The organism is Pseudomonas fluorescens, assembly GCF_000967965.1.
Classification (GTDB): Bacteria; Pseudomonadota; Gammaproteobacteria; order Pseudomonadales; family Pseudomonadaceae; genus Aquipseudomonas; species Aquipseudomonas grandcourensis.
The window spans coordinates 23,576-44,748 of sequence record NZ_LACC01000013.1 but is presented as its reverse complement, the minus strand read 5'-3'; the positions used below and the strand labels follow the sequence as shown (position 1 = coordinate 44,748).

Genomic DNA, 21,173 nt, shown 5'->3' with positions numbered 1-21,173 from the left:
TATGCTGAGCAAAAAGTTTCGCAACACCCTGATGTACAGTTGCATCGCAGCGATATTCGCCGCGGTTGGCTACTGGAACATCAGCCCGGAACGCTTCCTCGACAAGCCGGTAACGCCGGTCGATGAAAGCGCGATCGACTATTACGCCATCAACGCTCACAGCGTGCAGTACCTGCCCGACGGCAAGCTGCAATATGATCTGGTGTCCGACAAGGTCGAGCACCTGAAAGCGACCGAGGTGACATTGCTGACCAACCCCGACCTGAACGTGTTCCGCGGCACTGAATTTCCGTGGCACGTCCAGAGCTTGCACGGCGAGGTCAATCCTGATGGCACACAGGTCGAACTGATCGATGACGTGCGCATCACGCGCTTCGACGAGAAAAACCGTAAAACCCTGATCACCAGCACCCGCATGACCGTGTTCCCGCAGCAGCAATATGCGCAGACCGAGCAAGACGTTAGAATCGACGGCGCTGGCGGTGTATCGACTGGCAAGGGAATGAAAGCGTATTTGAAAGAAAGCAGGATACACCTGCTATCGAACGTAAGAGGACAGTATGAGGCTCGTTAAAACCCTCCCGATTTTGCTCAGTCTGGGCGCAGCACTGGGAAGCGTGAGCGCCTGGGCTCTGCCGGAAGATCAACAGCAGCCTATCCGCATTCAGGCCGACGACGCCCAACTGGACGACAAGCAAGGTATTGCTACCTATAAGGGTGACGTGATCATCACCCAAGGTTCGATGAAGGTGACAGGCAACACCGTTACCATCACCCGCACCCCGACTGGCGACATTGACGTAGTGACCTCGGTGGGCAACCTGGCGTACTTCGAGCAGTTGCAAACGGCTGGCGATACCAAGCCTGTTCAGGGTTGGGGCGTGACGATCCAGTATCACGCCGCGCAAAATCGCGTCGTACTGATCGACAAGGCCAAAGTTGTCGACAAGGACAACAACGTCACCCAAGGCGAGAAAATTGTCTACGACACGAACAAGAAGCTCGCCAGCGCCGGTCGCGCCACAGGCAGCAAGGTCACCGAGGCGCGCCCGCGTATCGACATGGTGATCCAGCCGAAGAAGAAAACCGACGAGAAAAAGGCCCAGTAATGGCAACTCTGAAAGCTCAGCATCTGGCAAAGAGCTACAAGAGCCGCCAGGTCGTGCGTGATGTCAGCCTGTCCATCGACAGCGGCCAGATCGTCGGCCTGCTTGGCCCGAACGGCGCCGGCAAGACCACCTGCTTCTACATGATCGTCGGCCTGGTGCAAGCCGACCAGGGCCGCGTCCTGATTGATGACCTGGACGTCAGCCACCAGCCGATGCACGGTCGCGCAAAGGCCGGTATCGGCTACTTGCCGCAGGAAGCATCGATCTTCCGCAAACTGTCGGTGGCCGACAACATCATGGCCATCCTCGAGACCCGCAAGGAACTCGACAAGGCAGGTCGTCGCAAAGAGCTGGAAAGCCTGCTGCAGGAATTCCACATCAGCCACATCCGCGACAACCTGGGCATGAGCCTGTCCGGTGGCGAGCGCCGTCGCGTGGAAATCGCCCGCGCCCTGGCCACCAACCCGAAATTCATCCTCCTCGACGAACCCTTCGCCGGCGTGGACCCGATTTCGGTCGGCGACATCAAGCAGATCATTTACCACCTCAAGGCCAAAGGCATTGGCGTGCTGATCACGGACCACAACGTTCGTGAAACCCTGGATATCTGTGAAACCGCCTATATCGTCAATGACGGCCAACTGATCGCCGAAGGCGACGCAGAGACCATCCTGGCCAACAACCTGGTCAAGGAAGTGTACCTGGGCCACGAGTTCCGCCTGTAATCGCTGAGCCGTGCCCGGGCAGTTGCCCGGGCACCTGACCAGCCACTCACCGGCGCCTCGTGCCGACAAGCGTGGTCAGCCCTCAACAAGGGCAGCGCAGCAACACAGCTTTATAGTTTTTTATTGTTACAGCGCTCTAGGCAAACCCTTTAGTTTCAGGCATATAATTTGCTTAAGTTTGGCGCCCCGGCGCCCTGTAGTGGATGGCGCATGTGCGCCGGCGAATAAGGTGTTAAGCCCCAGCCATGAAACCATCGCTAGTCTTGAGAATGGGCCAGCAGCTGACGATGACACCGCAGCTGCAACAGGCCATCCGCCTGCTCCAATTGTCGACCCTGGACCTGCAACAGGAAATCCAGGAGGCCCTGGAGTCAAATCCGATGCTCGAACGCCAGGAAGAAGGCGACGACTTCGACAATTCCGACCCCTTGGCCGACAACGCCGAACAAAAGCCCAACACTGACATCCAGGAGCCCTCCTACCAGGAAAGCGCCCCGACGGTTGATAACCTCGATGAAGGTGACTGGAACGAGCGTATCCCAAACGAACTCCCCGTCGACACCGCGTGGGAAGACGTTTACCAGACCAGCGCCAGCAGCCTGCCCAGCAATGATGATGACGAGTGGGACTTCACCACCCGCACCTCGGCCGGCGAAAGCCTGCAGAGCCATTTGCTGTGGCAACTGAACCTGGCCCCGATGTCCGACACCGATCGCCTGATCGCCGTGACCCTGATCGACTGCATCAACAATCAGGGCTACCTGGACGAAACCCTAGAGGAAATCCTCGAAGCCTTCGACCCGGAACTGGACATCGAACTGGACGAAATCGAAGCCGTCCTGCACCGCATCCAGCAATTCGAGCCCGCCGGCATCGGCGCCCGCAACCTGGGCGAATGCCTGCTGCTGCAATTGCGCCAGTTGCCTGCCAAGACCCCTTGGCTGGCCGAGGCCAAGCGCCTGGTCACCGATTACATTGACCTGCTGGGCAGCCGCGATTACAGCCAGTTGATGCGTCGCATGAAGCTCAAGGAAGACGAGCTGCGCCAGGTCATCGAACTGGTCCAGAGCCTCAACCCGCGCCCGGGCTCGCAAATCGAGTCCACTGAAGCCGAGTACGTCGTTCCTGACGTCATCGTGCGCAAGGACAACGAGCGCTGGCTGGTGGAGCTCAATCAGGAGTCGGTGCCACGGCTGCGGGTCAACGCCCAGTACGCAGGTTTCGTGCGCCGCGCCGACACCAGCGCCGACAATACCTTCATGCGCAATCAGTTGCAGGAGGCCCGCTGGTTCATCAAGAGCCTGCAAAGCCGCAATGAAACCCTGATGAAGGTTGCCACCCAGATCGTCGAGCATCAGCGCGGCTTTCTGGAGTACGGCGACGAAGCCATGAAGCCGCTGGTCCTGCATGACATCGCCGAAGCGGTCGGCATGCATGAATCGACGATTTCACGGGTGACCACCCAGAAGTTCATGCACACCCCCCGGGGCATTTATGAACTGAAGTACTTTTTCTCCAGTCACGTAAGCACCTCCGAAGGCGGCGAATGCTCGTCCACGGCGATCCGGGCGATCATCAAAAAACTGGTTGCCGCGGAAAATCAGAAAAAGCCGTTGAGTGACAGCAAGATCGCTGGTTTACTGGAGGCACAAGGCATTCAGGTGGCTCGCCGCACCGTCGCCAAGTACCGCGAATCCCTCGGGATCGCGCCTTCGAGCGAACGCAAGCGGTTGATGTAGAGCCACGCCACAGCGTTCCAGTGGTAGATCATCTGATCTACCGCTTTATGCACTGGCAACGAAGGAGAAGCTGTATGCAAGTCAACATCAGTGGACACCAACTGGAAGTGACCGAACCTCTTCGCACCTACATCGGCGAAAAACTCGAACGATTGGAGCGACATTTCGACAAGATCACTAATGTGCAGGTCACGATGACCGTCGAAAAACTGAAGCAGAAAATCGAAGCCACGCTGCATATTCCCGGGAATGAAGTCGTCGCCAACGCGGAGCATACCGATATGTACGCCGCGATCGACGCACTCACCGACAAGCTGGATAAACAACTCAAAAAGCATAAGGAAAAGACCCAGAGCCTCCTCCAGGGCGCAACCGGTCGTTAACACTCCCTACCCATGATCCGACTTGAAAGTATCCTGACCCCCGGCCGTTCCCTGGTGAACGTGCCGGGAGGCAGTAAAAAGAAAGCCCTCGAACAAATTGCCAATCTGATCGCCCGCGAAGTGCCGGCCCTGGAGATGCAAGATGTCTTCGAGGCACTGATTGCCCGTGAAAAACTCGGCTCCACCGGGTTTGGCAATGGCATCGCCATTCCACATTGCCGTCTCAAGGGCTGTGTTTCGCCCATCAGTGCATTGATGCACCTGGACGCCCCTATCGATTTCGACGCCATCGATGGCGCGCCGGTTGACCTGCTGTTCGTGCTGCTGGTCCCGGAAGCCGCCACCGATGCGCACCTTGAGCTGCTGCGACAGATCGCCAGCATGCTCGACCGCAAGGAAGTTCGCGAAAAGCTGCGTAGTGCTGCAAGCAACGAAGCCCTGTATCAGGTTGTCCTGGACGAGCAGAACGGTCAGTAATCATGCGCTTGATCATCGTCAGTGGCCGTTCCGGCTCAGGTAAAAGTACCGCCCTCGACGTTCTTGAGGACAACGGCTACTACTGCATCGACAATTTGCCAGCCGGCTTGCTGCCGGAGCTGGCCGAACGCGCCCTGGTTCATACCGAGCTGTTACAGCCGCTGGTCGCCGTTTCCATTGACGCGCGCAACCTGCCCAGCCACCTGTCACGCTTCCCCGAGCTGCTCGAAGAAGTCCGCAGCCGCCACATCCAGTGCGATGTGCTGTATCTGGACGCCGACGAAGAAACCCTGCTCAAGCGCTTCTCGGAAACCCGCCGACGTCACCCACTGAGCAACGCCAACCGCTCGCTGGCCGAAGCCATCAGCGTCGAGAGCGACCTGCTCGGGCCGATTGCCGACCTCGCCGATCTCAAGATCAACACCACCAGCCTGAACCTGTACCAGTTGCGTGACGCCATCAAACTGCGTCTGCTGAATCAGCCCGAGCCGGGCACTGCGTTCCTGGTGGAGTCCTTCGGGTTCAAGCGTGGCATGCCGGTGGACGCCGACCTGGTGTTCGATGTGCGCTGCCTGCCCAACCCTTACTGGAAACCGGAATTGCGCGAGCAGTCCGGGCTCGACCAACCGGTTGCCGACTATCTGGCTGCACAGCCGGATGTCGAAGAGATGTTCCAGGACATTTCCACATACCTGCTAAAGTGGCTGCCTCGTTTTGCCGCCAGCAACCGCGCCTACGTCACCATTGCCATTGGCTGCACTGGCGGACATCACCGTTCCGTCTACCTGACCGAGCGTCTGGGGCAGGCGCTGCAAAAAACCCTGAAGAACGTCCAGGTCCGCCACCGCGACCTCAGCTAAAGGATTCACATCGCGATGCCTGCTCTGGAAATCGAAATCATCAATAAGTTGGGCCTGCACGCTCGCGCTTCTGCAAAATTCGTTGGGGTGGCGGGTCAGTTCCCGTGCCAGATCCGGGCCGGCCGTACGCCAGAGTCCATGGTCGATGGCAAAAGCATCATGGCGATGATGATGCTGGCCGCCGGCAAAGGCACCACGATCCACTTGAGCACAGAAGGCGAGCAGGAACAGGAAGCGCTGAATGCGCTGGTGGCGTTGATCAACAATTTCTTCGACGAAGGCGAGTAACCTGTGGCGAGGGGGCTTGCCCCCGTTGGGTGGCGAAGCCGCCCCAAAAAACTGCAATCGAGATTCAACGTGGATCCTGTGTTCGCCGGATTTACGACTGCTACGCAGCCGAACGGGGGTAAACCCCCTCGCCACAAAGGCTCTTTGCCACAAATAAAGCCAGCGCCGTATCCATCACCATCATCAAACAGAACCCCATCAGCAGCCCAAGGCTGGCAAGCTGGTCATGACCATTGCCGCGCGATTCGGGACTGACTTCGCGCCCCCCCAGCAGTATCGCCCCCCGCCAGTAGCTCGCTCCCACAGGAGGACCTGTGTTGTGGTCAATAAAAAAGGCGCGCTCCCATTGGGTAGCGCGCCTTTTTGTACAGCGGCCCTGGCTTAGCTGCCCGCCACCGTCATCCGCTCGATCAGCACCGAACCGGTGCGAATGTTGCTGCGCAACTCAAGATCATTACCCACGGCAACGATCTGTTTGAACATGTCGCGCATGTTCCCGGCGATGGTCACTTCCTGCACCGCAAACTGGATTTCACCGTTCTCGACCCAGTAACCCGCCGCACCACGGGAGTAATCGCCGGTCACCATGTTTAGGCCCTGCCCCATCAATTCGGTCACCAGCAAACCGCGCCCCATGCGCCGCAGCAAGGCGGCCTGGTCTTCGTCGCCATGGGTGACGAACAGGTTGTGCACGCCGCCGGCGTTAGCCGTGCTCGGCATGCCGAGCTTGCGGCCGGAATAGGTGCCGAGGATGTACGACACCAACTCGCCTTTTTCGACGAACGGTTTGGCGTAGGTTGCCAGGCCATCGCCATCGAACGCCGCACTGCCCAATGCCTGCATCAGATGCGGACGCTCGTCGATGGTCAGCCACTCCGGAAACAGCTTCTGCCCGAGTGTGCCCTCAAGGAACGAAGACTTGCGATACAGGCTGCCGCCGGAAATCGCCGACAGGAAACTGCCGAACAGCCCCCCGGCCAACTCTGCGGAAAACAGCACCGGCACCTCGCAAGTCGGCACCGGACGTGCGCCCAGACGGCTTGCCGCCCGTTGAGCAGCGCGCTGGCCGATGCTGACCGGGTCGGCCAGCAGATTGCCCTGGCGGTTCACGTCGTACCAGTAATCGCGCTGCATCTGGCCATCGGCCTCGGCGATCATCACGCAGCTCAAGCTGTGACGAGTCGACGCGTAACCGCCGATAAACCCGTGGCTATTGCCATAAACGCGGCAGCCCTGATGGGTGCTAAGGGTGGTGCCGTCGGCGTTCTTGATCCGGCTGTCGGCGGCAAACGCCGCGGCTTCGCAGGCCAGGGCCTGTTCGATGGCTTGTTCCGGAGTGATGTCCCATTGGTGGAACAGGTCGAAATCCTGAATATCCCGCGCCATCAGCGCGGCATCCGCAAGGCCCGAGGCTTCGTCTTCCGAGGTGTGCTTGGCGATGGCCAGTGCAGCGGCGACTGTTTCGCGAATCGCCTCCGGTCCACTGGCCGAGGTGCTGGCGGAGCCTTTGCGCTGGCCAACGTACAAGGTGATGCCGAAACCCTGATCGCGGTTGAATTCAACGGTTTCGACTTCACGCTGGCGCACCGTGGTCGACAAGCCCTGCTCCAGGGACACTGCCACTTCACAGGCACTGGCGCCCTGGCGTTTGGCTTCAGCGATGATCTGCTCGACTTGTTCCTGCAGTGCCGGCAACGCTTGTGGGCCGACGCTTTCAACTGCACTCATGCTGTTCTCCACTCAAATTCTGCTTTCGGTAACGGTCATCGAGCGACCGGGCCGGACAAGCGGCCCCCGACTGGTTATCATGGCGGCGTTTCTTTGCGGACGGCCACCATGGTTGATTCTTACGACGACTCCCTCGATACGGGAGAAAAAAGCAAATCCCAGGTTAAACGCGAGCTGCATGCTCTGGTTGACCTTGGCGAGCGCCTTACAACACTCAAGCCTGACTTGCTGGCAAAACTGCCCTTGACCGACGGAATGCGTCGGGCTCTGGCCGATGCGCCCAAGCACACCGCGAACATCGCGCGTAAACGGCACCTTCAGTTCATCGGCAAACTGATGCGCGATCAGGACACTGCCGCCATTCTGGTTCTGCTCGATCAACTCGATGCCTCCACCCGTCAATACAACGAACGCTTCCATAACCTGGAGCGCTGGCGCGATCGTCTGATCGCCGGCGACGATGCCGTTCTGGAAAAATTCGTCGTCGACTACCCGGACGCGGACCGCCAGCAATTGCGTTCCCTGATCCGTCAGGCCCAGCATGAGCTTGCGCAAAACAAGCCTCCTGCTTCCAGCCGTAAAATCTTCAAGTACATCCGTGAGCTGGACGAGACTCAACGCGGTCTGCGTTAATTCTCGAATCGGGTGAGCTGCCTCGCAGCTCACCCGCAGCCTCACCTCTTACGAGCCCGTGCCACCCACGGTGATCGCATCAATCTTCAGCGTTGGCTGGCCGACACCCACCGGCACCGACTGCCCATCCTTGCCACACGTGCCCACGCCGCTGTCCAGCGACAGATCATTACCAACCATAGACACCTTGCTCATGGCTTCCGGCCCGTTGCCGATCAGCGTCGCGCCTTTGACCGGAGCAGTGATCTTGCCGTCCTCGATCAGGTACGCCTCGCTGGTGGAGAACACGAACTTGCCGCTGGTGATGTCCACCTGACCGCCACCCAGGTTGGCGCAGTAGATGCCGCGCTTCACCGAGGCGATGATTTCCGCCGGGTCGCTTTCGCCGGCTAGCATGTAGGTGTTGGTCATGCGCGGCATCGGCAAGTGCGCGTAGGATTCGCGACGACCGTTACCGGTGCGCGCCACGCCCATCAGGCGGGCGTTGAGCTTGTCCTGCATGTAGCCTTTGAGCACGCCGTTTTCGATCAGCGTGGTGCACTCGGTCGGCGTGCCTTCGTCATCGACGCTCAACGAGCCACGGCGACCGGCCAGGGTGCCGTCATCGACAATGGTGCAAAGCTTCGACGCAACCATCTCACCCATGCGCCCGCTGTAGGCCGAACTGCCCTTGCGGTTGAAGTCGCCCTCCAGACCATGACCAACGGCTTCGTGCAACAGCACGCCCGACCAACCGGAACCGAGCACCACCGGCAAGGTACCGGCCGGTGCCGGGATGGCTTCGAGATTGACCAGCGCCTGGCGCAACGCTTCACGGGCATAGCCCATGGCGCGGTCTTCGCCGAGGAAATAACGGTAATCGGTCCGACCACCACCGCCATGACCGCCACGCTCGCGGCGACCGTTCTGCTCGACGATCACGCTGACGTTGAAACGCACCAGCGGGCGCACATCCGCCGCCAGGCCGCCGTCGGTGGAAGCCACCAGAATCCGCTCCCAGACACCGGCCATGCTCACGGTGACCTGCTGGATGCGCGGGTCGAGGGCGCGGGTCGCGGCGTCGACTCGCTTGAGCAAATCGACCTTCTCGGCACGGGTCAGCACTTCCAGGGGATTGTCCGGCGCATACAACTGCGCGACATCCTGGCTGGTGAATGCCTGTACGGTGCCGTGTTGTCCGGCCCGGGAAATCGAACGGGCGGCACGCGCCGCCGCGCCAAGGGCTTCCAGGGTGATGGCATTGCTGTAGGCAAAGCCGGTTTTTTCGCCCGATTGCGCGCGCACGCCCACACCTTGGTCAAGGTTGAAGCTGCCTTCCTTGACGATGCCGTCTTCCAGCGCCCAGGACTCGGAAATCTGCCCCTGGAAATACAGGTCGGCCGCATCGATGCCCGGCCCGGCCAGATCGCCGAGCACGCCTTGCAGGCTCTCGATCGTGACGCCACCGGGCGCCAGCAGGTGTTCACTGACTGAGGACAACAACTCGCTCATATGCTTTACGCCTTAAATTCGTCGTTCTGATGCAGGTCGCTGGGCGCCCTGCGAGAAAAAGCGCCGGTGACTGGACACCGGCATCCGCGCCCTGATGGACGCCTGTTCGCTGCTGTCGCGTTCGGCCAGCAGCACGGCCTCGCCTTGATCCTGTTGTGCCAGCACACGCCCCCACGGGTCGACGATGGCGGCATGCCCGAAGGTTTCCCGCGGCCCCGGATGCGTCCCGCCCTGGGCAGCCGCGAGCACGTAACATTGCGTCTCTATGGCTCGCGCACGAATCAGCACATCCCAATGCGCCGCGCCGGTGACCGCCGTGAAGGCCGAAGGGGCAGTAATCAGCTCCGCGCCGGCCGCGCGCAATTCACTGTACAGTTCCGGGAAGCGCAAGTCGTAACAGACCGTCAGGCCAACCCGCCCAACCGGTGTGTCCGCCACCACGACCCCACTGCCATAAGCATAGTCATCGGATTCCCGATAACGGCCGCGATTGTCGGCCACGTCGACGTCGAACAGGTGCAGCTTGTCGTAGCGCGCCACCGTTTCGCCCTGGTCATCGACCAGCAACGAACAGGCATGCACTTTGGCCGTTGGCTGATCCACCGGCGGCAACGGCAATGTGCCGGCCACAATCCATAACTTGAGGTCGCGTGCGGTCTGTTTTAACCACGGCAGGATCGGGCCTTCGCCCAGTGCTTCGGCGCGCCCGATGTCGGCAATGTCACGCCGGCCCATGGCGGCGAAGTTTTCCGGCAATACGGCCAGTTTCGCGCCACCGACGGCCGCTTGCTCGAGCAGCCGACGGGCCTGGGCCAGGTTGGCCAGCACATCGCTCTGGCTGACCATTTGAATCACCGCTACAGACATGGCGCACTCCTGGAATCGTATGCGGCCATGCTACTCCATAGACTTGCCGAGCGCCTTTTCAAAAGGATCTCAAAAAGCCTTGTCGAAGATGATTTTCGGTTCTTTCCACGGCCCCTGGACGGTGTACTTCACACTGGCGAAACGGGAGACGCGGTCACCGATCAGCTTGTCGATCAGGAACAGCGCCCCGCCGACCGCGGGTGCACCGACGATCAGTGCGGCAATCGGCAGGTTGTTGGTCACCGGCAAGGTCACCATCAGTTTCGCATCGATCTGATCGGCCACCATGTCCAGGGTGCCGTCGAGTTCAATAGTGCTCGACGGACCCGTCAGCCGAATTGGCTCACGGGTGACGTACACACCATTGGTCCCGACCAGCAGCCCCTTCACCCGGTCATAACTCAGACCTTTGCCGAACAGGTCGGAGAAGTCCAGGCGCAGGCGCCGGCCGATGGAGTTGAAGTTGAGCAAGCCAAATACCCGCAACGCCTGGGCACTGCCCTCAACTTCGACGAACTGGCCCTGATTGAGCGTCGCATCGAGCGAGCCGGAGAAACGCTTGGTCGCCACCCAGGCCGGCGAGCCGGGCCAGCGGCCATCGACATCCATATAGAAGTCCTGGCTGGTGACGCTCGGTGCAAAACCCCAGCCCTTGAGCACGTCGGCCAGGTTCTTGCCGCTGATGCGGCCCTTGTACCAGCTGTTGCTGGCACCCGGCACACCCTCCCAGCCACCGCTGCCCACCAACAGCATGCCCTTGAGGCCCAAATCCAGGGAGTTGAACACGATGCCCTTGGGCGTCGGACGAATCTTCAGCGACCAGCCCCCCACCAGATCCTGGCCCTGGAATAGCCGATTGATGATGATGTCCATCGCGGGGATTTTCGTCGGGTCCACCGACGCCAGTGGATCCGGCGAGTTTTCATCGGCCAGCACGGTCGGGTCCGGTGCAGGCAGGCGCACGGTTTGCAGATTGATCGTGATTGGCGTGGCCTTCGAATCGGGAAGGCTGGCGCTGCCCTTGATCTGCTGGCTGTCGAGTTGCAGCGCCCAGGCGGAAGGCTTGCGCGTCAGCTGGATCGAAGCCTGATCGAGTGTGGTACCGATACCGCTGAGCTTGCCCACCTTGAAATCCGCGCCGCTGAGCAATTGCTTGGCACTTCCGCCGGGGTCCTGTCCGGCGTATTTATCCACCAGGTCCTTCCACGGGCCAACGTCCAGCTCCGACAGCACGCCCCGTATCCGCAGGCCTTTGGTGCCAGGCAACACGGCCTCGCCGCCACCGAGGAACAAGTCCCCGCGACCATCGGCGAAATTGTTGGCCGGGGCCGCGAACATGAAACTCGCCAGGTCCCCGTAGTTGAGCCAATAGCGCCGCTCGTCGCCCTGCAAGGTCATGCGGAACGTTGTGTCGCGCCCAGTCTCGGAGGTCATGCCAAACGGTGCAGGCAAATCGACGGCCACGCCCCTGAGGTTGGAATTGACCCTCAACTGGCTGTCGGCGCCGTCCAGGGTCAGTTGCAGTTGATAAGGGATTACGCCACTCACCGGCAGAGGCTGGGTCACCTTCAGCCAGTCGGTCAGTTTCTTGACCTCGACCTGCCCTGACGCGGCCACCCGGGTATTGAGCTTGCCCGGGCTGCCATCGGCAAAAATCTGTGCAGTGACCGGCTTGTCGAACGCCCGGGCGCTGATGTTCTGCCCGCTCAGGCCTTTGCCGCTATCGAAGCGGAAATCACCTTTGAGCTGGGTCAGTTCCAGCACAGGTTCGGCCAGTTTCAAGCGTGCCTTGGCGGTCTTGAAATCGACGAGGATCTTCGGCTCCTCGCCTTTCGCCAGGGGAATATCCAGCTTCAACTTACCCTGCAGGTCACCCTCACCTTCCCAGCCGGCAAAGGTTGCCCCGGTGCCGATCGGCGCTTCCTGGAGGATTTTCAGGCCATCGCCCAAACCGCCGGCAAATCCGCCATCGAGGAACAAATGAGAGTTCTGCCCGGCCGGCACATGGGGAATGTTGACGTAGATATCGTTGACCTGGGTGTCGAGCAACTGGCCCTTGCTGGCCAGAATCCGCACGCCGCTGTCTTCGACAAACACATCGCCGCTGACCTTGCTGACATGGGGCCAGCCCGGCTGGAAGGCCAGTTCGGCATCGTGAACCTTGAAGAACAGGCTGATGCTGCGATCGACATCCGCGGCACCGTGGTTGAGCGACCCCTGATACTGGAAGAAACCCTGATCCACCGCGCCCTTGAGTATCGCCGTGCGCAGCCATTCGTCCAGCGCCGGGCTGAGGACCGTCGGCAAGTACTTGGCGGTGTAGCGACCGTCGCCGTCCACCATGCCGACCCGCAGGTCCATGTAGTCTTCCTGGGTGTGATCGAAATGCAGGCGAATCAGGAAGTCGCCGGCGATCTTGCCTTCCTCGCCCAGCACTTTCAGATACGGCGCGATCAGGGTGAAACTTTCTTTATCGAGTTTCCAGGTCAGCCGCGCATTGGCCTGAATGTACTGCCACGGCTTGGCGAAAATCGGGTCCAGGTGCAGCATGAAATCCTTGCTGTCCATGCGCAGCTCGCCTTGCCCCAGGTCACCGCTGATGCTGCCACTGACATTCCGCGCCGCCGGAGCACCGTGATAGGCGTCGAAGCCTACCTGATCAAGGTTGGCGGCGAACCCGAACTTGCTGTCGTCAGTGGCATTGGGGCGGAAGTCGACCAGCACGTTACGCAGGCTACCCGTGACTTTGAGCCGCTCGACGACCGTGGCCAAACCTTCTGGCAACGGCGCCAGGGCGTTGAGCAGCGGGGTAAGTGGAGTGAGATCAACCCGGTCGGCTTGCAGCTGCCAGAGCTCTACGGTTTTATCAGTGGCGGCGCTTTGCGTGAGCTGCAAATGCGTCTCCCAGCGGGTCTCGCCAAGGTTCATCGCCAGGGAGTCCAGAGTCACCGACGCGCCTTTGGCACTGCGCTGGAAGTATCCATTGAGCGCCAGGTTATCGATCTGGATCGGCTTGCGCTCATCGTACGCGCCCTTGAGTTGTGGCGCGTTCAATCGCACTGCAGCGCTTTGCAAGGTGCCTTTGCCCCAGGTCACCCACAGCTCGCCACCAGCCTTGATCTCGGAAAAATTCCACTCTTGGGTCAGATGTTCAGGCAACCACTTCGACCAGTCGCTTTGCGGCAGGCTCAGGTAGGCCTCGGCTTCACCGTCCTTCCATTCGCTGGCGCGAATACGGGTACGCAGGCTCATGGCCACCGGTTGCCCGTCAGGCAGGGTCAGTCGTGCGTCGAGCCGCTGCCGTGACGCCCCGGTTTTCAGATTCAGGCCGACATAAGTCAGGGTCAGCGGCGATTCGCCAAACGGCTGCAAGGTCACCTGGCTGTCGAGCACCGACAGTTGCTGGATCATCTGCATGCGATTGAGCAGTTGTTCCGGATCGGTTGGCTGGTCCTGCTGCACCGGCAAACCTTCCAGCGCCCACTGACCGTCCTCAGCTTGCTTGAGGTTGATCTTCAGGCCGCTGAATTCCAGATGAGCGATGCGTACCTGACGGGCCAACAGGCTGGCCCAAAGGTCCGGTACCGCGCGCACCTGATCCAGGCGCAAGGCATTGGCGCCCTCGCCGACCGTCACGTCGCGGGCCATCAATATGGGGGCGAATCCACTCCAGTTGCCTTCGAGCTCGCCGATCTGCAACGGCATGCCCAAGGCATCGCTGGCTTTGGTTTCGATGTCGGCACGGTACTCGGCGACTAAGGGCGTCAGCTCCCGGCCCAGGCTGACGTAGAGCGCCATCAACACCAAAACCAACGCGCACAGGCCCAGACCCCAGCGGGTCAGTGCGGCCAAAATGCGTGTCAGACGATCCATGTCAGGTGGCTCCCATGGCAAAAGTTTTGCAAAAAGCTGAGGCCAGCCCTTCTCGAACAATCAAAACGAAATGCTTCAGAGCAACACCACGTCGTATTGTTCCTGGGAATACATGGTTTCGACCTGAAAACGGATGGTACGCCCGATAAACCCTTCGAGCTCCGCGACGTTGCCCGACTCTTCGTCGAGCAGGCGGTCCACCACTTTCTGGTTTGCCAATACACGATAGCCTTCCGCCTGATAGGCGCGAGCCTCGCGCAGGATTTCACGGAAGATTTCGTAGCAGACGGTTTCCGGGGTCTTGAGCTTGCCCCGCCCCTGACAGGCATTGCACGGCTCACACAGCACTTGTTCAAGGCTTTCGCGGGTGCGCTTGCGGGTCATCTGCACCAGGCCCAACTCAGTGATACCGATGATGTTGGTCTTGGCGTGATCGCGTTCCAGTTGCTTTTCGAGGGTGCGCAACACCTGGCGCTGGTGTTCTTCATCTTCCATGTCGATGAAGTCGATGATGATGATTCCGCCCAGGTTACGCAGGCGCAATTGACGGGCGATGGCCGTCGCGGCTTCGAGGTTGGTCTTGAAGATGGTCTCTTCGAGATTGCGATGGCCGACAAATGCCCCGGTATTGACGTCGATGGTGCTCATGGCTTCCGCCGGATCGACCACCAGATAACCGCCGGACTTGAGCGGGACCTTGCGCTCGAGTGCCTTCTGGATTTCGTCTTCGACGCCATACAGGTCGAAAATCGGCCGCTCGCCCGGGTAATGCTCCAGGCGGTCGGCAATCTCGGGCATCAGTTCGGCGACGAATTGCGTGGTTTTCTGGAAAGTTTCCCGGGAGTCGATGCGGATCTTCTCGATTTTCGGGCTCACCAGGTCACGCAGGGTGCGCAGCGCCAGACCGAGGTCTTCGTAGATCACGCTAGGCGCACTGATGGTTTTGATCTGGGCGTTGATCTGATCCCAGAGACGGCGCAGGTAACGGATGTCCATGAGGATTTCATCCGCACCGGCACCTTCGGCTGCCGTGCGCAGGATGAAACCGCCGGCCTCCTTGATCCCTTCCTTGGCCACGCAGTCGGTGACCACTTGCTTGAGGCGTTCGCGCTCGGCTTCGTCTTCGATCTTCAGGGAAATGCCGACGTGAGCGGTGCGCGGCATGTACACCAGGTAACGCGAAGGAATCGAAAGCTGGGTGGTCAGGCGTGCGCCTTTGGAACCGATTGGGTCCTTGGTCACTTGCACCACCAGGCTCTGGCCTTCGTGCACCAGTGCACTGATGCTCTCGACCGCGGGGCCTTCACGCAGGGAAATTTCCGACGCATGAATGAACGCGGCACGGTCCAGGCCGATATCGACGAATGCCGCCTGCATTCCCGGCAATACCCGCACGACTTTGCCTTTATAGATGTTGCCGACGATCCCGCGCTTTTGCGTACGCTCGACGTGGACCTCTTGCAGGACACCGTTTTCGACCACCGCCACGCGCGACTCCATCGGCGTGATGTTGATCAGGATCTCTTCACTCATGGCAGGGTCTCGTTCAGGCATGTTCACGATAATGGCCGCATCTGTTCAGGAAGACGCTTAAAGCGCGTTCCGGGGTTGCCAACAGGGTATGCCGAAATGGCCGAGCAGTTCCGCGGTTTCGCAAAGCGGCAGTCCGACCACCGCTGAATAACTTCCATCGAGCCCGGCGACAAACACCGCACCCAGTCCTTGAATGCCATAACCGCCCGCCTTGTCCCGCGGTTCACCGCTGGCCCAGTAGGCCACGGCTTCTTCACGGCCGATATCCCGAAAACGCACGCGACTGGTGACAACCCGGGATTCGCAACGTTCGCCATCGAGCACGGCAATCGCGGTCAGGACTTCATGCTCACACCCTGACAGCATCATCAGCATGGCGCACGCATCCGCTTGATCAACTGGTTTGCCGAGAATTTTTCCATCGAGCACCACGGCGGTATCGGCGCCGAGCACGCAGAACGGTTCGTCAGACACGATGCTGCCGCGCCCGATCTCGGCCTTGCCACGCGCCAGGCGCTCGGCGTAGGCCGACGGGGATTCTTGAGCTAAAGGAGTTTCATCGATATCCGCACTGATGGCGGAGAACGGAACACCGATCTGCGTGAGCAGTTCACGTCGACGCGGCGAACCAGAGGCGAGGTACAACCGTTTCATCAAGACCTCTCCCTGTCCAATGCCTGAGCGAATTAATTGATTTTGTAGCGTCGACGCAGTCCGCGCAAACCGAAACTGATCCAGGGCCAGAGCAATGCGCTGACCAGTGCCGGCAGCACCAGCGCCAGCGTCGGCTGACGATTGCCGGTCAAGGCACTGAGCCACAGTTGTACCAGCTGGGCGAGGCCGAAGATCACCAGGATCACCAGGCTCTGCTGCCACATCGGGAACATCCGCAGGCGTTGCTGCAGCGCCAGCACCAGATAGGTGATGAGTGTCAGGATCAAGGCATTCTGACCCAGCAAGGTACCGTAGAGCACGTCTTCAGCCAGCCCCAGGCAAAACGCCGTCACCATCCCGACGGTCTGCGGCAGGTTCAACGCCCAGAATGCCAGCAACAAGGCCAGCCACAGCGGGCGCAGTATTTCCATGAATTGCGGCAGAGGTGAAACGCTCAGCAGCAGGCCGACGGCGAACGTCAGCCAGACTATCCAGCCGTTTCGGGATGCTTTTACACCGCCCATTATTCTCTCTCCACTGGAGTGGCCGGCGCGGAGACTGGCGGTTTGGCGGCAGGCTTCGCGGCAGCGGGTTGCGCCGCCGGCGGTTTAGCTGCCGCAGGCTTGGCTGGCGTGGTGACTGGCTTGGCTGGCTTGGCTGGCGCGGTGGCCGCAGGCACCGCCGTGGCAGGAATCGCCGGTGCGGCGGCCGGTGCAGCGGGGACCGCAGGGCTGACCAGTTTCGGAACCGTCGCCGGAATGATCGGTCCACCACCCTGTGCATCCAGGCTTTCCTGGGCCTGGGCGGCAGCGTTGACGCGCTCCTCGGCAGTCCGGTTGTCGCTGAACACCAGCAGCAGGTAACGGCTACGGTTCAAGGCGGCGGTCGGAACGGCGCGGACAATGGCAAACGGCTGGCCGGAATCGTGAATCACTTCCTTGACCGTCGCCACCGGATAACCGGCCGGGAAACGCTGACCGAGGCCGGAGCTGACCAGCAAGTCGCCCTCCTTGATGTCGGCGGTATCGGCCACATGCCGCAACTCGAGACGCTCCGGGTTGCCGGTGCCGCTGGCAATCGCCCGCAAACCGTTACGGTTCACCTGCACCGGAATGCTGTGGGTGGTATCGGTCAGCAGCAAGACGCGGGAGGTGTAAGGCATCAACTCGACCACCTGGCCCATCAGGCCACGGGCATCGAGTACCGGCTGACCGAGGACCACGCCGTCGCGCTCACCTTTATTGATGATGATGCGATGGGTGAAGGGGTTGGGGTCCATGCCGATCAACTCGGCCACTTCGACCTTCTCGTTGACCAGGGCCGAAGAGTTGAGCAACTCGCGCAGCCGAACGTTCTGCTCGGTCAGGGCGGCCAGCTTCTGCATGCGCCCCTGCAACAGCAGGTTCTCGGTCTTGAGTTTTTCGTTTTCGGCGACGAGCTCGGTCCGGCTGCCAAACTGACTGGCAACGCCTTCCCACAATCGTCCAGGCAGGTCGGTGATCCAGTAAGCGTCCATCAGCACCAGCGACATCTGGCTGCGTGCAGGCTTGAGCAGACTGAAACGGGCATCGACCACCATCAGCGCGACCGATAGCACGACCAGCACCAACAGGCGCACGCCCAGTGAAGGGCCCTTGGTGAAAAGCGGTTTAATAAGCCGCTCCTCCCAGGCAAATGTTCTGTTTATTCATACGGCGGCAATCCGGCCTGGATGCAGACTGACAGAAGATAAACGCGAACAGGCAGCACTGCAAAGTGCCGCCTGCGCGCTCAACAGCATAGAGGCAATCCGGCGACTTACTCGCTGGAAAGCAGGTCCATGGTGTGTTTATCCATCATTTCCAATGCACGGCCACCGCCGCGAGCAACGCAGGTCAGCGGGTCTTCGGCAACGATCACCGGCAGACCAGTCTCCTGGGCCAGCAATTTGTCCAGGTCACGCAGCAAGGCGCCACCACCGGTCAGTACCAGGCCACGCTCGGCGATGTCGGAAGCCAGTTCTGGCGGCGATTGCTCCAGGGCGCTTTTCACGGCCTGAACGATGGTAGCCAGGGACTCTTGCAGAGCTTCCAGCACTTCGTTGGAGTTCAGGGTGAATGCACGTGGAACGCCTTCGGCCAGGTTACGGCCACGAACGTCGACTTCGCGAACTTCGCCGCCCGGGTAGGCGGTACCGATTTCCTGCTTGATGCGCTCGGCGGTGGACTCACCGATCAGGCTGCCGTAGTTGCGACGCACGTAGGTGATGATCGCTTCGTCGAAGCGGTCGCCGCCAACGCGGACGGATTCGGCGTAAACCACACCGTTCAGGGAGATCAGCGCGATTTCAGTGGTACCGCCACCGATATCCACGACCATCGAACCGCGAGCTTCTTCTACCGGCAGGCCGGCACCGATCGCAGCGGCCATTGGCTCTTCGATCAGGAATACTTCACGGGCACCGGCACCAAGGGCCGATTCACGGATGGCACGACGCTCAACCTGGGTGGATTTGCACGGAACGCAGATCAACACGCGAGGGCTAGGCTGCAGGAAGCTGTTTTCGTGAACCTTGTTGATAAAGTACTGCAGCATTTTTTCGCAAACGCTGAAGTCGGCGATCACGCCGTCCTTCATCGGACGAATGGCAGCAATGTTGCCCGGCGTACGGCCCAGCATGCGCTTGGCTTCGGTGCCGACAGCAACGACACTTTTCTGGTTACCGTGTGTCCGAATGGCCACAACGGAGGGCTCATTCAGGACGATACCGCGCTCGCGCACGTAAATAAGGGTGTTGGCAGTGCCCAGGTCAATGGAAAGATCGCTGGAAAACATGCCACGCAGTTTCTTGAACATGGGAAAGGGACCCTAGGCAACGCGTGGGTAAAAAAGTGCGGCAAACTCTAACAACGACAGGGATTTTGGGCAAGGCGCCAATATGTTAAATTGGCCGCTTTTCTGTGCACCAAGCCCCACAATCGCGGCCTTATGACCGTAGAAGTGCGGTAGTGTTCCGACAATCTAACACACGGACGCCGTCCGTTTTGTTTTCCACTGGAGAATCCCTATGGCGCTTGAACGCTCCGACGTGGAAAAAATCGCTCATCTGGCCTGCCTTGGCCTCAATGATGCCGATCTTCCACACATCACTTCGGCCCTCAACAGCATTCTCGGGCTGGTCGACGAAATGCAGGCGGTCAATACCGACGGTATCGAACCGCTGGCCCACCCACTGGAAGCCAACCAGCGCCTGCGCGCAGACGTCGTGACCGAGACCAATCACCGCGAGGCCTACCAGTCCATCGCACCAGCGGTCGAAAACGGCCTGTACCTGGTTCCGAAAGTCATCGACTAATAGGGAAAGAGCCTGCAATGCATCAATTGACTCTGGCCGAGATCGCCCGCGGACTCGCCGATAAAAAGTTTTCCTCCGAAGAGCTGACCAAGGTCCTGCTGGCGCGCATCGTCCAGCTCGATCCACAGCTCAACAGTTTCATCAGCCTCACCGAAGACCTGGCGCTGACGCAGGCGAAAGCCGCTGACGCCCGCCGGGCCAATGGTGAGAGCGGCGCCCTGCTCGGCGCGCCGATCGCCCACAAAGACCTGTTCTGCACCCAGGGCATTCGCACCAGCTGCGGCTCGAAGATGCTCGACAACTTCAAGGCACCGTACGACGCCACCGTCGTCGCCAAGCTGGCCGCTGCCGGGGCCGTGACCCTGGGCAAGACCAACATGGACGAATTCGCCATGGGTTCGGCCAACGAGTCGAGCTACTACGGCGCGGTGAAAAACCCGTGGAACCTGGAACACGTGCCGGGCGGTTCGTCCGGCGGCTCCGCTGCGGCGGTTGCCGCTCGTCTGTTGCCGGCAGCCACCGGCACCGACACTGGCGGTTCGATCCGTCAGCCTGCGGCCCTGACCAACCTCACCGGCCTGAAACCGACCTACGGTCGTGTTTCGCGCTGGGGCATGATTGCCTACGCGTCCAGCCTCGACCAGGGCGGCCCGATGGCACGCACCGCCGAAGACTGCGCAATATTGTTGCAAGGTATGGCCGGCTTCGATCCGAACGACTCAACCAGCATCGATGAGCCCGTGCCGGACTACAGCGCCAGCCTCAACGGTTCGCTGCAAGGCCTGCGCATCGGCGTGCCGAAGGAATACTTCAGCGCCGGTCTCGACCCGCGCATCGCCGAGCTGATCCACAACAGCGTCAAGGAGCTGGAAAAGCTCGGCGCCGTAATCAAGGAAATCAGCCTGCCGAACATGCAGCACGCGATCCCTGCGTACTACGTGATCGCCCCGGCGGAAGCCTCGTCCAACCTGTCGCGTTTTGACGGCGTGCGCTTTGGCTATCGCTGCGAAGACCCGAAAAACCTCGAAGACCTGTACAAACGCTCGCGTGGCGAAGGCTTCGGCCCGGAAGTACAGCGCCGGATCATGGTCGGTGCCTACGCGCTGTCCGCCGGTTACTACGACGCCTACTACCTGAAGGCGCAGAAGATTCGTCGTTTGATCAAGAACGACTTCATGGCGGCCTTCAATGAGGTCGACATCATCCTCGGCCCAACCACGCCGAACCCGGCCTGGAAGCTTGGCGCCAAGAACAGCGACCCGGTCGCTGCGTACCTGGAAGACGTCTACACCATCACCGCCAACCTCGCGGGTTTGCCGGGCCTGTCCATGCCAGCAGGTTTTGTCGACGGTCTGCCGGTCGGCGTGCAACTGCTCGCCCCGTATTTCCAGGAAGGCCGCTTGCTCAACGTTGCGCACCAGTACCAGTTGAACACTGACTGGCACACCCGCACCCCAACCGGCTTCTGAGGAGACACAC

At 60.5% G+C, this 21,173-nt stretch carries 20 protein-coding genes; 11 read left to right on the top strand and 9 right to left on the bottom strand.

Annotation, left to right across the window (positions count from 1 at the left end):
- Position 1 precedes the first annotated feature (1 nt).
- From lptC to VC35_RS11365, 8 genes are all read left to right on the top strand, one after another.
- Positions 2–574 (top strand): LPS export ABC transporter periplasmic protein LptC, encoded by a 573-nt coding sequence (gene lptC, locus VC35_RS11400; protein WP_046040050.1) that lies wholly within the window; start codon positions 2–4, stop codon positions 572–574.
- A complete protein-coding gene (gene lptA / locus VC35_RS11395) occupies positions 561–1,109 on the top strand; it encodes a lipopolysaccharide transport periplasmic protein LptA (protein ID WP_046040049.1) in 549 nt (182 codons plus the stop codon). Before lptC ends, lptA begins: the two co-directional genes overlap by 14 nt.
- On the top strand, positions 1,109–1,834 hold the full coding sequence (gene lptB, locus VC35_RS11390) for an LPS export ABC transporter ATP-binding protein (protein WP_046040048.1): 726 nt from the start codon (positions 1,109–1,111) through the stop codon (positions 1,832–1,834). The genes lptA and lptB overlap by 1 nt, the downstream gene beginning before the upstream one ends.
- Before the next feature lie 245 nt (positions 1,835–2,079).
- Positions 2,080–3,573 carry an RNA polymerase factor sigma-54 gene (locus VC35_RS11385; protein WP_015093497.1) on the top strand — a complete coding sequence of 498 codons (1,494 nt, stop codon included), beginning with the start codon at positions 2,080–2,082 and terminating at the stop codon, positions 3,571–3,573.
- 74 nt (positions 3,574–3,647) lie between these two features.
- Positions 3,648–3,956 carry a ribosome hibernation-promoting factor, HPF/YfiA family gene (hpf, locus tag VC35_RS11380; protein ID WP_007941242.1) on the top strand — a complete coding sequence of 103 codons (309 nt, stop codon included), beginning with the start codon at positions 3,648–3,650 and terminating at the stop codon, positions 3,954–3,956.
- 12 nt (positions 3,957–3,968) lie between these two features.
- Complete coding sequence (gene ptsN / locus VC35_RS11375) at positions 3,969–4,433, top strand: PTS IIA-like nitrogen regulatory protein PtsN (RefSeq protein WP_008046148.1); 465 nt, start codon at positions 3,969–3,971, stop codon at positions 4,431–4,433.
- A gap of 2 nt (positions 4,434–4,435) precedes the next feature.
- Entirely contained in the window at positions 4,436–5,293 is an 858-nt protein-coding gene (gene rapZ / locus VC35_RS11370; protein WP_046040044.1) for an RNase adapter RapZ, read from the top strand.
- 15 nt (positions 5,294–5,308) lie between these two features.
- Positions 5,309–5,581, top strand: coding sequence for an HPr family phosphocarrier protein (locus tag VC35_RS11365; RefSeq protein ID WP_046040042.1), 273 nt, complete (start codon positions 5,309–5,311; stop codon positions 5,579–5,581).
- Positions 5,582–5,962: 381 nt separating this feature from the next.
- Here VC35_RS11365 and pmbA read toward each other — a convergent pair whose 3' ends face one another.
- Complete coding sequence (gene pmbA, locus VC35_RS11360) at positions 5,963–7,309, bottom strand: metalloprotease PmbA (protein ID WP_046040040.1); 1,347 nt, start codon at positions 7,307–7,309, stop codon at positions 5,963–5,965.
- 108 nt (positions 7,310–7,417) lie between these two features.
- Here pmbA and yjgA point away from each other — a divergent pair, with 108 nt between their 5' ends.
- Complete coding sequence (gene yjgA, locus VC35_RS11355) at positions 7,418–7,942, top strand: ribosome biogenesis factor YjgA (protein ID WP_008046139.1); 525 nt, start codon at positions 7,418–7,420, stop codon at positions 7,940–7,942.
- A gap of 48 nt (positions 7,943–7,990) precedes the next feature.
- Here the strand turns inward: yjgA and tldD are convergent, their stop codons facing one another.
- From tldD to mreB, 8 genes are all read right to left on the bottom strand, one after another.
- The gene (tldD, locus tag VC35_RS11350; RefSeq protein WP_046040036.1) at positions 7,991–9,433 is read right to left on the bottom strand and encodes a metalloprotease TldD; all 1,443 of its coding nucleotides are present in this window, start codon (positions 9,431–9,433) and stop codon (positions 7,991–7,993) included.
- Positions 9,434–9,445: 12 nt separating this feature from the next.
- On the bottom strand, positions 9,446–10,300 hold the full coding sequence (locus VC35_RS11345; RefSeq protein WP_046040034.1) for a carbon-nitrogen hydrolase family protein: 855 nt from the start codon (positions 10,298–10,300) through the stop codon (positions 9,446–9,448).
- A 69-nt stretch (positions 10,301–10,369) separates the two neighbouring features.
- Positions 10,370–14,173: a YhdP family protein gene (locus VC35_RS11340; RefSeq protein ID WP_046040032.1), complete on the bottom strand. Its 3,804-nt coding sequence runs from the start codon at positions 14,171–14,173 to the stop codon at positions 10,370–10,372.
- A 75-nt stretch (positions 14,174–14,248) separates the two neighbouring features.
- Positions 14,249–15,706 (bottom strand): ribonuclease G, encoded by a 1,458-nt coding sequence (gene rng, locus VC35_RS11335; protein WP_008018726.1) that lies wholly within the window; start codon positions 15,704–15,706, stop codon positions 14,249–14,251.
- A gap of 57 nt (positions 15,707–15,763) precedes the next feature.
- The gene (locus tag VC35_RS11330; RefSeq protein WP_046040029.1) at positions 15,764–16,360 is read right to left on the bottom strand and encodes a Maf family protein; all 597 of its coding nucleotides are present in this window, start codon (positions 16,358–16,360) and stop codon (positions 15,764–15,766) included.
- Positions 16,361–16,392: 32 nt separating this feature from the next.
- Positions 16,393–16,884: a rod shape-determining protein MreD gene (gene mreD, locus VC35_RS11325; RefSeq protein ID WP_007970244.1), complete on the bottom strand. Its 492-nt coding sequence runs from the start codon at positions 16,882–16,884 to the stop codon at positions 16,393–16,395.
- Complete coding sequence (gene mreC / locus VC35_RS11320; protein ID WP_080925297.1) at positions 16,884–18,014, bottom strand: rod shape-determining protein MreC; 1,131 nt, start codon at positions 18,012–18,014, stop codon at positions 16,884–16,886. Before mreC ends, mreD begins: the two co-directional genes overlap by 1 nt.
- Before the next feature lie 143 nt (positions 18,015–18,157).
- Positions 18,158–19,195 carry a rod shape-determining protein MreB gene (gene mreB / locus VC35_RS11315; RefSeq protein ID WP_002555108.1) on the bottom strand — a complete coding sequence of 346 codons (1,038 nt, stop codon included), beginning with the start codon at positions 19,193–19,195 and terminating at the stop codon, positions 18,158–18,160.
- A 211-nt stretch (positions 19,196–19,406) separates the two neighbouring features.
- On the opposite strand from mreB, the gene gatC reads away from it, so the two are divergent.
- The gene (gatC, locus tag VC35_RS11310) at positions 19,407–19,694 is read left to right on the top strand and encodes an Asp-tRNA(Asn)/Glu-tRNA(Gln) amidotransferase subunit GatC (protein WP_046040026.1); all 288 of its coding nucleotides are present in this window, start codon (positions 19,407–19,409) and stop codon (positions 19,692–19,694) included.
- A gap of 17 nt (positions 19,695–19,711) precedes the next feature.
- Complete coding sequence (gene gatA, locus VC35_RS11305) at positions 19,712–21,163, top strand: Asp-tRNA(Asn)/Glu-tRNA(Gln) amidotransferase subunit GatA (protein WP_046040025.1); 1,452 nt, start codon at positions 19,712–19,714, stop codon at positions 21,161–21,163.
- Positions 21,164–21,173: the final 10 nt, after the last annotated feature.